The organism is Pauljensenia sp. UMB0895, assembly GCF_030218905.1.
In the GTDB taxonomy this organism is placed as follows: Bacteria; Actinomycetota; Actinomycetes; order Actinomycetales; family Actinomycetaceae; genus Pauljensenia; species Pauljensenia turicensis_A.
This window is the reverse complement of sequence record NZ_JASOQR010000003.1, coordinates 19939-34429: the sequence shown is the minus strand read 5'-3', so window position 1 is coordinate 34429 and position 14491 is coordinate 19939. Positions and strand designations below refer to the sequence as shown.

The window sequence follows — 14491 nt, the reverse complement described above, 5'->3', positions numbered from 1 at the left end:
GGGCGAGGGGGCCATGCCGACCCCGAAATCGCCAGAATTAGTTTAGCCTAACCTCCGCAAATTCAGAAATAAGTCACCGAAGAGTTACCTATTTGAGATCTTCGCAGGTGGGAGAGCCTCCGCGCGGGGCATCCCCAAGGCGCAGGACTCCGCTTTCCATCACCATCACACGATCGGCGAAATGAACGGCCTCATCCTCGTGCGTCACTACGAGCACCGCCGCACCCTCGTCCGCCGCACGCCGGAGCATCCTCAGCGCCGTCTGGGCGTTCCCCGCGTCCAGCCCCGCGGTCGGTTCGTCGGCGAGGACCGTCTCCGGCCGCATCACCAGCGCCCGCGCCACAGCCATCCGACGCAGTTCCCCTCCCGAGAGCTCATCGGGGCGAGCGTCGGCCAGGGGCGCCAGATCGACGCCCTCCAGCAGGGCCTCCGCCCGCTCGCGGACCTCCTCCTGCTCGACTCGCGCCCGGATGATCGACGGGAGGAGGACGTTCTCCAGCACCGACAGGCTGCGTAGCGCGGTGTGCCCCTGAGGGATCACGCCGATCCGCTCGTTGCGGAGCGCCGAGGCCACGGCATCCGGGAGGGCGTACAGATCCTCGCCGTCGATCAGGACGGCCCCCTCCGTCGGCGCGAGGATCCCCGCCATCATCGACAGCAGGGTGCTCTTACCGCTCCCCGAGCGTCCGCGAATCACCAGCAACTCGCCGGGGTTCAGGCGAAGATCCACCGGCTCGACCGCCGAGAACATCGCTCCGCCGCGGACGCGCGGGAAGTCCTTCCTCACGCCTTTCGCTTCAAGAGTCACGTCATTCCCCTTCCCTGAGGACGAGCCCCACGTCCATCGCACCGATACGGCGAATCGAGACCCACCCCGCGACTCCCGCCGAGGCCAGGGCGACCAGGAGCGCGGCGAGGGCGATGAGTCCCGACTCCAAGGGCCCCGGCATGAGGAACCCGATGCCGAGCATTTGACTGACCAGCACCCGGAAGGCCGAGAGCAGGACCCCCGACACGACGATGCCCGCGAGCGCGCCGGCCAGATCGACGGCCGCGGACTCCGCGAGGACGAGACGTCCGAGCCGCGAGCGACTCACGCCCATCGCCCTGAGGAGGGCGAACTCCCGAGCCCTTTCGTGAATCATCATCGTGAACACGAGGACGCTCATCCCCGATCCGACCGCCCATACGACGCCCACGAGCAGCGCGACCGCGCGCGATGTCCGCACGAGCGTCTCCGAGATCCCCGAGACCATGCTCTTCGCCGTCGAAACGGAGACCCCGTCCACGTTCTCGCGGATCCGCTGAGCGACTGCCTCCGCGTCCTCGCCGTCCGCGACGCGGACGAGAACCGAGGACACGACGCTCCCCGGATCGGCGTCCTGATACTTGTTCAGTCCCTTCTCCAAGGAGGCCGCCATGAGGCTCCTGCCCGTGTCGAAGTTCGCGTACACGGCGTTGTCGAGGGTCGAGCCTGTCGGATCGAACTGGCCGACGACCCTGAGAGTCCGACCGTAGATCTTGAAGGAGCCGTCGACCGGTACGGTGACGTTCGCTCCCACGAGGACGTCCATCTCGCCGATCTCCACGTCGCCCGTCGTGTCGGCGATCCACGGTTGAATGGCGAAATCCGTCTCCGGATCGAAGGCGATGACCTGGTATCTCCCCGAGCAGCAGCTCGCCCTCGCGGATGCGAGGAAGATCTGGGGAGATGCCTTCTCCACGCCGACGACATCGCGGACCCTCGCAACGACTCCCGCATCCATGTAGAAATAGCCCGGCTCGGCCTCGAGGAGGAAGGTCTGGGCGTCGAAATCTCCGCCGGCATCGCTCGGGGTGACGAGCACATCGGCCCCGAGACGCGCCTCCACCGTCGCCAAGCCGCCGCAGATCCCCTGGACGAGGATGGTTCCCCCGAAGACGGCCGAGGCCATGAGCGCTGCGAATATGAACAGCGCGAAGGCGCGAATCGGCTGCGCGCGCAGAGCGCGAAGGGGCAGCTCCCTCAAAGAACGCATGGATCCGTCTCCTTCCTACGTCGTCAACAGCATCGAGTCGTCGGCGGCTCGCAACAGCCTCGGAAGCACGGCCCTTGCGCCGATCCAGGCGACGAGGAGGCTCATCGCCATCGCCGCGGCGGCGAGCGTGGCGAGGTTGCCCGGGGAGACGAGCTCGCTCCTCACGGGCGCGACGCCGATGAGGGCGACGAGCCCCGCTGCCACGAGCGCCCCGAGCAGAGCCCCCGAGGCGTGGACCATGAGCGCCTCCCGTAGGAGGACGCGCTCGACGAGGGCCCTCGAAGCCCCGAGGATCCGCCACACGTTCGCCTCGCGGCGCCGCTCGTTGAACAGCGCCCATTGGGCGACGGCGAGCGCCCCGAGCAGGATCAGCCACGTCAGGGCCGCGACCCCGGCGAGCATGGACGAATGCGCGGACACCGAGGAGGCGGTCCCCGCCAGCGCTTCCTCCGAATGGACGGCCGTCACGCGTCGGATGTAGAGGTTGATCCAGTTCGTCACCGATTCCGCGTCGGAGCGCTCCTTGAGTCGTAGCAGCGCGACCGAGTAGTCGGCATGCGGGTCGATAGAGGCATAGGAATCGTCGCCTGTGGCGACCGCGGCGGCGATCACCCGCTCGAGGGAGCCTATCGGCACGAGCACCGCCTTGTCCAGCTCGGCGCCGGTCCTCTCGAGATGGGAGTCGACCGGCCATTCCTCGCCGAAGAGGGTCACCGTGCCCTCCCGCGACACCGCCACATCGGCGCCCACCGCGACGGATCCCTCCGGCACCACGTGATCGGGGCCCTCGCGCAGCCAGGGCGCGACGACGAAGTCGGAGGCGGGGTCGAAACCGATGATCCAGAGGGGCTCCCCCCCACCGCTCGCGTCCGACAGGTAGAGCTGATAGGCGATGCGATCGATGTCCTCGTTGGAGTTCAGACGCGACAGAGTTGAGCGCTCCTTGTGGAAGAGGACGGGGCTACCGACCATCTGGATGCAGGACTTGTCGAGTTGTAGGAAGCCCGCCGAGGGGTAGACGACGACGTCCGCGCCCAGTCTGTCTCGAGCCAGAGAGAGCTCCGCCCTCGTCGACTGCACGAGGAGCAGGCCCGTCAGCGCACAGGCGGTCTGCGCGAGCGCGAGGAGCGCGATGATCATCGTCCTCAGCGGGCGGGCCCGCGCGCTCTTCAGCGGGAGGCCCCTCAGGGAAAGACGGTCGTGCCTCATCACCCGGCACCTCCCGCGCTCGTATCGAGCCACAGGGCCGGACGGACTCCGTAGGTCGCATCGGCGGCGGCACCGGAGCCGTGGCGTACGCCCTCACGGTCGACGTACTGCGCCGTGAAGTCGTAGGTCCCCGGGGAGCGCAACCACCAGTCGGCCCGCCCCTCCTCGTCCGCGGGCAGATCGTCGTTGTCGACGGCCGCAGACAGGGCGGCCGAACCGAGCGCGGCGCGCTCGACGGCGTTGGAGATGTAGATCGAGGCCTCGGTCTCGCTCAGCGCGAAGACGCGATCCTTCGTCGCGGGGCCCGCAGCGGTGCCGGTCGTGGACTGCGGAGTGTTGGGGACCTCGACCGTCGGGACGAGGGAGAGCTCGCTTTCATTGAAAGCTGCCGCGAGGAAGTCCGAGTTCATCCATCTGCGGAGGTCGGAGCGCTCCCAGGTGACGGGCTCGAAGGGGACGCGGTGGTAGGGGGCGGCGTCGAGGGAATCGCGGCTGAGCAGCAGCAGCCTCCCGTCGATCCGGTCGAGGACGATCCAGCGGATCGGCTCCGGGCCGTTCGCGGCATCGCCGTCCTGTTCGAAGGAGCCGAACTCGATGAGATCCCCCTTCTTCGCCGAACGATAAGGGAGGGCGGGGTCCGCCTCGGTCATCCCCCGAAGGCGCTCGGCCGAGTCGGCGTACCCATCGAGGCGCGAATAGGCGCGGTAGGCCCCTTCGCGCTCGCCGACCTCTTCAAGGCGGAGAGCCTCCCGATAGGCGGCGTCCATCCGAAGGCGGTGGATCCCGAAGAGGGCGAGCGCGAGCGCAAGCAACGCGACCCCGACGACGATCGCGCGCCGCTTCCGCCTCGCAGGGGAGGGCGGAAGCGCGATGGCACGCGCCCTCACCTCAGGCGACGGTCCGCTCGCCACGCTTCGCCACGGAGGCGAGCGCCCCTGCGCCGGACAGGGCGATGAGACCCGTCATCACTCGGGTGAAGGGCTGGAATACGGTGTAGCAGCGCATGTTCTTCATCATGCACATGGGGCAGATCCCGCCGGGGACGAAGAAGAGGACGACACTCGCGATGATGGCGAGAAGCTGAAGAAGGATCCTCACACCCCTGTTCTTCACGAAAGCGGCGGTACCGAAGAGGACGACGAGGCCGATGCCTCCCGCAGCGACCGTGTTCTGACACTGGTGACAGTGCATCCAGGTGCCGTCCTCTCGACGGGGGCAGGCGGAGAAGACCGTCGTGACCCCGAGGATGAGCAGGGCACTCAACGCTGCTGGGGCGACGGCGAGCGCCAGATTCTTCTTCGACATGGGTTTGCTCCTTTGTTCTTTAACGGGCTCATATGCTGACGAGGTTGAACACATATAGTTAAGGGCATCCTTACTTAAATTGTCAATCTGCGGGCACCGCCGGACTGCGGATCGCCGGACCGCGGATCTCTCATCCTGGGATTCCGGAAACCGGAAGCGCCCGAGAGCCTTCGACATACGCGATAATCGGGCAGAAACAGCCGGAGGGCGACGTCGCCCGCTCCCGGGGAAGGCGGAGCCCCCGCTCTCGGCCACGACGGTCGAGGGCGGGGGCTCCGAGGTTCGACGGGCTCTCATCGCCGCTCATCGGCGACGGGAGAGCACGATCCGGACCGACTCCCGTTCCACGGGCGCACGATCCGGGCCGCGGAATCGGCTCAGGCCTCCTCGGTGAGGACCGCGGCGCGGCCAGCCTCAAGGCGAGCAACCGGGACGCGGAACGGCGAGCACGACACGTAATCGACGCCGACCTCGTGGAAGAAGTGGATCGACAGCGGATCGCCACCATGCTCGCCACAGACACCCAGCTTGATGTTCGGCTTGGTCGAACGAGCGCGCGTCACGCCCTCGCGGACCAGGGTGCCAACACCGTGGACATCGATGGACTCGAACGGCGAAACACCGAAGATGCCCGCCTCAATATAGTGCGGGAAGAAGACGCCTTCGACGTCGTCACGCGAGAAGCCCCAGACGGTCTGAGTCAGGTCGTTCGTGCCGAACGAGAAGAAGTCAGCTTCTTCAGCGAGATCTTCAGCGGTCATTGCTGCACGCGGAAGCTCGATCATTGCACCGATGGTGACACCGGACAGGTCAACGCCACGCTCGGCTGCGACCTCGGCGATAATGTCTTCGCCCTCTTCGCGGATCAGCTGGAGCTCGCGGACGGAGCCGACCAGCGGAACCATGATTTCCGGCTTCGGGGACAGGCCACGGGAAACGAGTTCAGCGGCTGCCTCGCAGAGTGCGCGCATCTGCAGGGCGAACAGGCCGGGCAGGTAAATGCCGAGGCGGACGCCACGCAGGCCGAGCATCGGGTTCTGCTCGTGGAAGCGACGAACCTCAGCCAGCATCTTCTCGTCAGCCGGATCAGCTTCGCCGGTCGCCTTCGCGACAGCAACCTTGATTTCCAGCTCGGACAGTGCCGGCATGAACTCGTGGAGCGGCGGGTCAATCAGGCGGACGGTCATCGACTTGCCATCCATGACCTCGAGCATCTCGAGGAAGTCCTGCTTCTGAAGCTTTTCGAGTTCGCCGAACGCTGCGGCGCGTTCCTTCGAGCCCGGTGCGGAGAGGATTGCGCGCTCAACCAGTGGGCGACGTGCGCCGAGGAACATGTGCTCGGTACGGCAGAGACCGATGCCTTCAGCGCCGAACTCGATCGCGCGACGCGAGTCGGTCGGGGTGTCAGCGTTGGCGCGGACGCTCAGGCGACGAACCTTGTCGGCGCGCTGCAGGATCTTGTCAACCGCCTTAACCAGTTCCTGGGTGCCTTCGTCGTTGCCGGCAGCAATCAGGCCAGCTTCGAGGCCGTGCGACAGGTAGGTGGTGACCGGAGAGTCGGTAACCGGGACCTCGCCGATGAAGATTTCACCAGTCTGACCGTCGATCGCGATCGTGTCGTCGGAGGTGTAGGTGGTGCCATCAATGACGACGGTGCCGGCCTCGGCGTCAATCTCGAGTGCTTCGGCGCCACAGACGCAGGTCTTGCCCATACCACGCGCGACAACTGCAGCGTGCGAGGTCTTGCCACCGCGGGCGGTCAGAACGCCTTCGGCGACAACCATGCCCGGCAGGTCATCCGGGTTGGTTTCGCGACGAACCAGAACGCACTTGACGCCGTCAGCGTGGAACTTCTCAGCTTGAGCGTTGTCGAAGGCAATCTTGCCGACTGCTGCGCCCGGTGAAGCGGCCATGCCACGTGCGATGAGTTCCTTGGCAGCCTTCGAGTCGAACTGCGGGAACATCAGCTGGGTCAGCTGATCGCCGGTGACGCGAGTCAGGGCCTCGTCGCGGGTAATCAGCTTTTCTTCGGTCAGCTGGATGGCGATACGGAATGCGGCGGCAGCGGTGCGCTTGCCAACGCGGGTCTGGAGCATCCAGAGCTTGCCGCGCTCGATGGTGAACTCGATATCACACATGTCGCGGTAGTGGGTTTCAAGCTTGCGCATGATGCCACGCAACTTGTCGTAGGAAGCCTTGTCGATATTCTCGAGGTCGGCGAGGGACAGGGTGTTGCGGATACCTGCAACGACGTCCTCACCCTGAGCGTTCTCAAGGTAGTCGCCGTACACGCCTGCGTGGCCGGACGAGGGGTCGCGGGTGAAGCAGACACCGGTGCCGGAGCCTTCACCCATGTTACCGAAGACCATAGTGCAGATATTGACTGCGGTGCCCAGGTCGTGAGGGATGCGCTCACGACGACGGTAGATGCGTGCGCGCTCGGTGTTCCAGGAGCGGAACACGGCTTCGATGGCCATATCCATCTGGGTGCGAGGATCCTGCGGGAAGTCCATGCCCTTCTGCTCGGAAACGATCTTCTTGAAGGTCTCAACGAGGCCCTTCAGGTCGTCAGCGGTCAATTCGGTGTCGCCCTTGACGCCACGAGCTGCCTTCAGATCGTCCAGGGCGTCGGAGAACAGGTCACCATCAATGTCGAGAACCGTCTTGCCGAACATCTGGATCAGACGACGGTAGGAGTCCCATGCGAAGCGCTCGTTGCCCGAGATCTTTGCGAGACCCTGAACCGAGTCGTCGTTCAGACCGATATTGAGGACGGTTTCCATCATGCCCGGCATCGAGAACTTTGCGCCTGAACGCACCGAGACAAGGAGCGGGTTGTAGGGGTCACCCAGGTGGCGTTCCATCTGATCTTCGACGCGGCGAAGAGCGGTGGTCACCTCAGTTTCCAGGGATTCGGGAACAATCGAATCCTTGAGGTATGCGCGGCATGCCTCGGTGGTGATGGTGAATCCGGGGGGAACGGGCAGTCCAAGCTTCGTCATTTCCGCAAGGTTTGCACCCTTACCTCCGAGCAGGTCCTTCATGGACTTGTCGCCCTCGGAGAAGTCATACACATATTTGACCATTGAGGTCCTCAACTTCCGTCGATCACGTAAAAGTGGCCCACCATCGGGCCGCTAGTGGGAAGAATAGCAAAAAGGGACTTAGGTCACCGAATGCTTTACCTTTGTTTTCAACATCTTTGCAGTTCGCTTAGGCAGTTTGTCGCATATATGACATTTTCAGGCTGTTTCAGTAGGGGCAGAGGTGTGCCTACGCCTCGTTCCACTTCCCATCGACGAGGCCCCTCGACGCACTGCACCTGACGCGACACACCCGAGCTCAAACACGCAAAACCGTCGCACCAAGTGCACCCGGGAACACAAAACCCACCGACACGCGTCACCGCCTACACCTCACGCGACAAAACCCCACTAAAACAAACCAAACCATCGCACCAGGTGCAGTCGGTGCACAAAACACTGGCGGGCCCACCCCAAGGGTGAGCCCGCCAGCTCTACACGGTCAACGCCGGCCGCTGACCATTGAAGGTCGCTGACCGTTGAAGGTCAGTGACTGTTGAAAGTGAATTTTCGGTCCGAACCTTCACCCTCGACACCGACCGTAACAACCTGGCCGGCCACGATCTCTCCAAAGAGGATGCGCTCAGACAGAGCGTCTTCGATCTCGCGCTGGATGGCGCGACGCAAGGGGCGCGCACCGAGCACCGGGTCGAAGCCAAGATCGGCCAGCAGGTCGCGTGCTTCGTCGGTGAGCTGCAGGTGCATGTCCTGCGCTTCCATACGCTTGGCCAGCTTCGCGATCATCAGGTCGACGATCTGCTTGATCTGATCCTTGTTCAGTGGCGGGAACACGATCGTGTCATCGACGCGGTTCAGGAACTCGGGGCGGAAGTGCTGCTTGAGCTCTTCATCAACCTTTGCCTTCATACGCGAGTAGTCATGCGTCAGGTTGTCAGCGGACTGGAAGCCCGTCAAAACACCCTTGTTAATGTCCCGCGTGCCGAGGTTCGTGGTCATGATGATGACCGTGTTCTTGAAGTCGACCTTGCGTCCCTGGGAGTCGGTCAGACGACCTTCTTCGAGGATCTGCAGTAGCGAGTTGAAGATGTCCGGGTGAGCCTTTTCAACCTCGTCGAAGAGGACGACAGAGAACGGCTTGCGGCGAACCTTTTCGGTCAGCTGGCCGCCCTCGTCGTAGCCGACGTAGCCAGGAGGAGCACCGAAGAGGCGCGATGCCGTGTGCTTCTCAGAGAACTCGGACATGTCCAGCTGGATCAGAGCATCTTCGTCACCGAACAGGAATTCGGCAAGCGCCTTCGCCAGCTCGGTCTTACCGACACCGGTCGGACCGGCGAAGATGAACGAGCCACCGGGACGATTCGGGTCTTTCAGCCCAGAGCGAGTGCGGCGGATCGACTGCGACAGTGCGCGAACAGCTTCTTCCTGACCGATGACACGCTTGTGCAGCTCATCCTCCATCTTCAAAAGCTTCGTCGTCTCAGTCTGGGTCAGCTTGAAGACCGGGATACCAGTCGACATGGCTAAGACCTCGGCGATCTCTTCTTCCGTGACCTCTGCGATGGAGTCGGATTCTCCGCCCTTCCAGGACGTTTCTTTCTCTTCACGCTGAGCAACCAGGTTGGATTCTTCGTCGCGCAGGCCGGCTGCCTTCTCGAAGTCCTGATCGTCGATCGCCGATTCCTTGTTGCGACGAACTTCGGCGATCTTCTCGTCGAGTTCACGCAACTCCGGCGGAGCGGTCATACGACGAATACGCAGGCGCGCGCCCGCCTCATCGACCAGGTCGATGGCCTTGTCCGGCAGGAAGCGATCAGAGATGTATCGGTCCGCAAGTTCAGCGGCCGCCTTGATTGCTTCATCGGTGATGATGACGCGGTGGTGGGCCTCGTAACGATCGCGCAAGCCCTTCAGGATTTCGATGGTGTCCTCGACAGAGGGCTCGTCGACCTTCACAGGCTGGAAGCGTCGTTCAAGCGCCGCATCCTTTTCGATGTACTTGCGGTATTCGTCGTTCGTGGTCGCGCCGATCGTCTGGAGCTCGCCACGCGCAAGCATGGGTTTGAGCATCTGGGCGGCGTCGATCGACCCTTCAGCGGCGCCCGCACCAACCAAGGTGTGGATTTCGTCGATGAAGAGGATGATGTCGCCACGCGTACGGATTTCCTTGAGGACCTTCTTCAGGCGTTCTTCGAAGTCGCCACGGTAGCGCGAGCCAGCGACCAGCGACCCCATATCCAGGCTGTAGATCTGGCGGTCCTTGATCGTTTCGGGCACATCACCGTGGACGATTGCTTGCGCCAGTCCCTCGACGACGGCGGTCTTACCAACGCCGGGTTCCCCGATCAGAACCGGATTGTTCTTGGTGCGACGCGAGAGGACTTGCATGACGCGCTCCATCTCGACGCGACGACCAATCACCGGGTCGAGCTTGTTATCGCGAGCAGCCTGGGTCAGGTTGCGACCGAACTGCTCTAGAACCGCAGAGTTCTGGCGTTCGTGCGTGGAGGATCCGCCGACGCCCGCGCCGACAGATTCACGTCCTTCACCTTCGCCGCGCTGGTATCCGCTGAGTAGCTGGATCACGTTCTGACGGACCTGGGAAAGGTCAGCGCCACGCTTGGTCAGGACCTGGGCGGCGACGCCTTCACCTTCTTTCAGCAGGCCGAGCAAAAGGTGTTCGGTGCCGATGTAGTTGTGACCGAGCTGCAGTGCCTCACGCAGTGACAGCTCGAAGACTCGCTTTGCGCGCGGTGTGAAGGGGATGTGACCTTCAACCGTCTTTTCGCCTTCGCCAATGATCTCAATGACGGACGCGCGGACGTCGTCATCGTTAATGTCCATCATCGCGAGCGCCTTCGCGGCGACGCCTTCACCTTCGGAGATCAGGCCGAGCAAAAGATGCTCAGTCCCGATGTAGTTGTGCTTGAGCCCGCGCGCTTCATCCTGCGCGAGGACGACGACGCGCCTAGCTCGGTCGGTAAACCGTTCGAACATGTCATTCCCTTTGCGTCCGGGGACCGCGCCAACACGCGGAGTGATTCTTCAACTGAAACCACACTAAGCGAGCGCACGATTATATGCGCGTTAGTTCGCCATGGGGTGAAAAAGGAATATCGACGAGGCCGATCGGCTCCCGGCTGTTTCAGTTACGCTTCGGATTCCACCAGTACGGTGAACGGGCCATCATTGACCAGCGAAACTTCCATCATCGCGCCGAATTCGCCCGTTGCTACTTCGAGGCCGCGACCTCGTAAATCGGCGACAACCGCATCGACGAGAGGCTGTGCTTCATCGCCCGGGGCAGCATTCACCCACGAGGGGCGACGCCCCTTGCGCGTATCCCCGTAGAGCGTGAACTGCGAAACCACCAGGATCGGAGCACTGAGTTCCGAGGCGGACTGCTCATCACCGAGAATGCGAAGTTCCGCGATCTTACGGGCGACAGTCGCAACCTGCTCCGCGCTGTCTCCCCTTTTCACGCCGAGCAACACCATCAGGCCCGGGCGATCAATCGCCCCGACAACCTGACCGTCAACAGACACGGAAGCGCTGGTCACGCGCTGAATAACCGCGCGCATCAGCGGGCTCCCAACGCGCCCAGGCCACCGATCGGCGACACGTCATGGCGACGCAGATCAGGATTATTCAAATCAGCGCCCGGACGTGTTTCGGGGGACATTGCAGATTTGCCATCAACGGGAACAATCAGTTCCTGAGCTGCAGCAATACCACCCAAGTCGAACACCATCGACGCCGGAACGTTGCGCGCAAGCACCGCCAAAGCAATCGGACCAAGCTCTCTATGGCGAGCAACAGAGGTCACGATACCAACAACTCGACCGTTCGATTCAATGCGAGTACCTACCTCGGGAAGGTCGCCTCGTGAACCATCAAGCTGCAGGAACGTCAGGCGACGCGGCGGACGCCCCAAATTGAGCACGCGAGCAATCGACTCCTGCCCGCGATAGCAGCCCTTATTCGTGTGGACCGCGGTGCGCAGCCAGTCGACCTCAGCCGGAATCGACCGCGCGTCCGTGTCGACACCCAAGCGCGGGCGCCACGCAGCAATACGCATCGCCTCCCACGCAAGGAACCCCGCAGGCTTCCGCTTCGCATCAGTGGCCAGCCAGTCGGTAATAAACTGCTTCGCCCCGTCGCGATGCACAACATGCAAACGTATCCGTGAACGCTCGCCCGGATGAGAGCCCTGGAAGTATTCCGTGCCTCCCTCGGTCACGCCCGGCCACGGATCGTTCCACGTCAGCACGAGGCCGGGAAGCCCGGTAGCTGTATCCGTGTCACTGCCCGCGGTCGCGAACACCGTCACGTCAGAGCGCACATCAACCTGCACGCGCAGAGCAAACTGCATCGAACGCAGGAACTCCGCTAGACCTTGGGTGTCATAGCCTTCACAGATCAGCCACGTGTTCTTACCGTCGTCCGCTACTGCAGCCTGGTGCTCAATATGCCCCTGAGGATCCAGAACCAGAAGCTCCTTCGAATCCCCCGGGCCCATACCCGTGACAATCTGCGTCGTAATGCTGGTCAGCCACGTCTGACGATCCGCACCAGACACGGTGATGACGCCCAAGTCTGCGCGATCCGTGATCGCGCGCCCCTCTTCCAAGGCCCACTGTTCCCCCAAAGGGTCGCCGTAATGCAGGGCAATCGGCGTCACGGGGATCGCAAAGGTCTGTGGCTCCGCCCCTTCTTCAGGGGTGTCAGCTTCTTGAGCGCGGGTGGTCTGGTCCCCTAGATCGTCGGACGTGAGAATCGCACCCGGCCACGTGGCAAGCGGAGACAGCCACTCGTCAGCAGGCGAATCCGACGTAGTGGAAGAAACGGGGGAATCAGACAAGGAAACCACTCTCAGCCTGGGCATCAATGCCTTCAACGGCTTCGCCCGACGCGGTGCACGCCTGCTCGGTACGCATCAAGCGGCCTGAGAACTCAACTCCAGCTTCGCCACCGACAATAGTCTTTTCCTGCGTCCACATGAGCTCACCCGCAACCAGGCCGTACATGCGACCCAGGTGTTCGACCTCTTGCGCCTTCGCGTCACGCGCAATCGCATCCGACACCATCTGCACGCGCGGGCCAACTCCCACACCCGCCCACAGCACACCAAGACCATTCGTCAAAGCCGAAGTCGCCGTGAACTCGCGCGGCACATACTGACCCGGAGGAGGCAGTTCATCCGTGCCCGGCATCACCGACACGTACATCGTCTCTTCGACCAGAAGCTCACCGCGACCAATGTGCGACAGCCCCTCGGCAGCGTCCCACGTCGGCTCAATCTCAACGCCGGGAGCCGGAAGACCCTGGTAAATCGACGTGGTGAAACGCATCTGCTCACCACAAATCTCACCGCGCATCTCTTCAATGATCGCAGTATCCGTTTCAGCGCCAGCGGCCATCCCCCAGCCCTTCCACGTACCGAGCATCCACGCGAGAGGAGCAAGAGCAACAGGCAAATCAGCAGGAATAACCATCATGGAAATTAGCCTAAAGGTTTGCGCGCGCCCACGCGATATTTGGATCCGCCACCACCGCGTCAGTCAGCAGTTACGAGGCTCGAAGCGAGGATTTGGCTCAGATGCCACCGATGCGGATCAACGCGTAAATCGGAATCGCAGCAACCAAGAACTTTGCGCAGGCGCGACCCAGCGCACCCGTCGGCGGGCGACGCGTCGTGTGATCACCTAGCAGACCATCAAGAACCACAATCGTCACACCAACAGCCACACCTTCAAGCAAACCGAAAAGAGCGGCCGCCGGGATCGGACCGATGACAGACGCAAGGCCCGGAAGAATAATCGGCGTCATCTGCGATGCGCGACCGGCAATATATGCGACAACACCAATGATTGCGCCCGAGATCGCTCCCACCGAAAGCGCACCAATCGACTGCGAACGATAGGTGTGGCCAATCTGGTCTCCCCACACAATCAGCGCAATCAAGACCGCGGCAACGGGGATCATCATGCTCCACTGCTCAAGAGAATTCAACGTGATCCACACAGCCGACGCGGCAATCAGAATCAAGGCTCCGATCGCGGAGGCAAGAGTCAAAGAGGTCGGACGCTCATTGGGACGAGTCTTCACTCGGCGTAGCACCATCACATCGGCCTCATCGACTGCTTCACCTGCGATAAGAGCTTCCTGAAGAGCCCGCTCACGCTGGCGTTGCGCGATCGTTTCAGCACAATTCTCACCCGTGATAAACGAGTGATTCGTTGGCGTTGGAGCCGTGAAAATCACCGAAGCAACAATCGCAACAACCGACGCCCCAATCACCGGAACGCCATATTTTAAGTCGCCCGTCAGCGCGACCACCATCGGCAGAACAGCTGCCGAAAACGCCAACGCGATAATCGTGAGGGGAGGAAGATCCAGACCGGTAAGCGCACCCCACGTGAAGGCAAGAACAACACCGATCAGAGCAATCAGAGAAGCAAACGTCAAAGACGTTGCCGGCAACGCCCACACGACCACGGTCAGAATCGAGAAAAGAAGAACGATGACCGCGGATAAGCGCATACCGGTCGTGATTGACAGGGTTGCCATCGAAAGGCGGTCGCTTAAATCGCGACGCCCTCGATGAGAATGGGGCCTCGAGGCAGGTCGAGTGGGAACAGACTCCATACGATTCATGGTCGCACATTTTGGTGGGATGTCCCACCTGTCCTCCCCTCGCTAGCGAGGCTCGCATTACGTATGCTTGTACGCGCACCGAGTTGTTAAGCCCCGGGCTCCAAACTTTGCCGCTACGAGCGGCCTTCGCGCCGACAGGCGCTTTCGGCTCGGTGTCTAATCGTTGGAAAGTGGTTGCGATGGGTCTCCTGTCGTGGCCACTTTTCTGTTCCGCCCGTTCCCTGTAGGCCCCTATGAACGCCAAGGGATAAAACAAGGCTG

11 protein-coding genes are annotated in these 14491 nt (G+C 62.6%); all 11 read right to left on the bottom strand.

Annotation, left to right across the window (positions count from 1 at the left end; translation table 11 throughout):
- Positions 1-88: 88 nt before the first annotated feature.
- The 11 genes from QP503_RS02575 to QP503_RS02525 all read right to left on the bottom strand — a co-directional run bounded on the left by QP503_RS02575 (position 89) and on the right by QP503_RS02525 (position 14143).
- Entirely contained in the window at positions 89-808 is a 720-nt protein-coding gene (locus tag QP503_RS02575; RefSeq protein ID WP_285101189.1) for an ABC transporter ATP-binding protein, read from the bottom strand.
- 1 nt (position 809) lies between these two features.
- Positions 810-2018 (bottom strand): ABC transporter permease, encoded by a 1209-nt coding sequence (locus tag QP503_RS02570; RefSeq protein ID WP_006680753.1) that lies wholly within the window; start codon positions 2016-2018, stop codon positions 810-812.
- 15 nt (positions 2019-2033) lie between these two features.
- Positions 2034-3158: an FtsX-like permease family protein gene (locus tag QP503_RS02565; RefSeq protein WP_243440758.1), complete on the bottom strand. Its 1125-nt coding sequence runs from the start codon at positions 3156-3158 to the stop codon at positions 2034-2036.
- A gap of 68 nt (positions 3159-3226) precedes the next feature.
- Positions 3227-4138, bottom strand: a complete 912-nt coding sequence (locus tag QP503_RS02560) for a DUF6273 domain-containing protein (protein ID WP_257878466.1) — start codon at positions 4136-4138, stop codon at positions 3227-3229.
- On the bottom strand, positions 4116-4532 hold the full coding sequence (locus QP503_RS02555) for a DUF4418 family protein (RefSeq protein ID WP_006680750.1): 417 nt from the start codon (positions 4530-4532) through the stop codon (positions 4116-4118). The genes QP503_RS02560 and QP503_RS02555 overlap by 23 nt, the downstream gene beginning before the upstream one ends.
- 377 nt (positions 4533-4909) lie before the next feature.
- Positions 4910-7618: a pyruvate, phosphate dikinase gene (ppdK, locus tag QP503_RS02550; protein WP_006680749.1), complete on the bottom strand. Its 2709-nt coding sequence runs from the start codon at positions 7616-7618 to the stop codon at positions 4910-4912.
- Positions 7619-8101: 483 nt separating this feature from the next.
- Complete coding sequence (locus QP503_RS02545) at positions 8102-10570, bottom strand: ATP-dependent Clp protease ATP-binding subunit (RefSeq protein ID WP_006680748.1); 2469 nt, start codon at positions 10568-10570, stop codon at positions 8102-8104.
- A gap of 152 nt (positions 10571-10722) precedes the next feature.
- On the bottom strand, positions 10723-11154 hold the full coding sequence (dtd, locus tag QP503_RS02540) for a D-aminoacyl-tRNA deacylase (RefSeq protein ID WP_103633147.1): 432 nt from the start codon (positions 11152-11154) through the stop codon (positions 10723-10725).
- Entirely contained in the window at positions 11154-12443 is a 1290-nt protein-coding gene (ygfZ, locus tag QP503_RS02535; RefSeq protein WP_285084213.1) for a CAF17-like 4Fe-4S cluster assembly/insertion protein YgfZ, read from the bottom strand. The genes dtd and ygfZ overlap by 1 nt, the downstream gene beginning before the upstream one ends.
- Entirely contained in the window at positions 12427-13071 is a 645-nt protein-coding gene (locus QP503_RS02530; protein WP_285084201.1) for a heme-binding beta-barrel domain-containing protein, read from the bottom strand. Before QP503_RS02530 ends, ygfZ begins: the two co-directional genes overlap by 17 nt.
- Positions 13072-13168: 97 nt before the next feature.
- Positions 13169-14143, bottom strand: a complete 975-nt coding sequence (locus QP503_RS02525; protein WP_285084200.1) for a hypothetical protein — start codon at positions 14141-14143, stop codon at positions 13169-13171.
- Between the last annotated feature and the right edge of the window lie 348 nt (positions 14144-14491).

What these genes read in the sequence shown, in the direction of transcription:
- QP503_RS02570 (WP_006680753.1), bottom strand. Translation starts at nt 2,018, where the DNA reads ATGCGTTCTTTGAGGGAGCTGCCCCTTCGCGCTCTGCGCGCGCAGCCG.
- QP503_RS02565 (WP_243440758.1), bottom strand. Translation starts at nt 3,158, where the DNA reads ATGATCATCGCGCTCCTCGCGCTCGCGCAGACCGCCTGTGCGCTGACG.
- QP503_RS02555 (WP_006680750.1), bottom strand. Translation starts at nt 4,532, where the DNA reads ATGTCGAAGAAGAATCTGGCGCTCGCCGTCGCCCCAGCAGCGTTGAGT.
- ppdK (WP_006680749.1), bottom strand. Translation starts at nt 7,618, where the DNA reads ATGGTCAAATATGTGTATGACTTCTCCGAGGGCGACAAGTCCATGAAG.
- QP503_RS02545 (WP_006680748.1), bottom strand. Translation starts at nt 10,570, where the DNA reads ATGTTCGAACGGTTTACCGACCGAGCTAGGCGCGTCGTCGTCCTCGCG.
- dtd (WP_103633147.1), bottom strand. Translation starts at nt 11,154, where the DNA reads ATGCGCGCGGTTATTCAGCGCGTGACCAGCGCTTCCGTGTCTGTTGAC.
- QP503_RS02530 (WP_285084201.1), bottom strand. Translation starts at nt 13,071, where the DNA reads ATGATGGTTATTCCTGCTGATTTGCCTGTTGCTCTTGCTCCTCTCGCG.
- QP503_RS02525 (WP_285084200.1), bottom strand. Translation starts at nt 14,143, where the DNA reads ATGGCAACCCTGTCAATCACGACCGGTATGCGCTTATCCGCGGTCATC.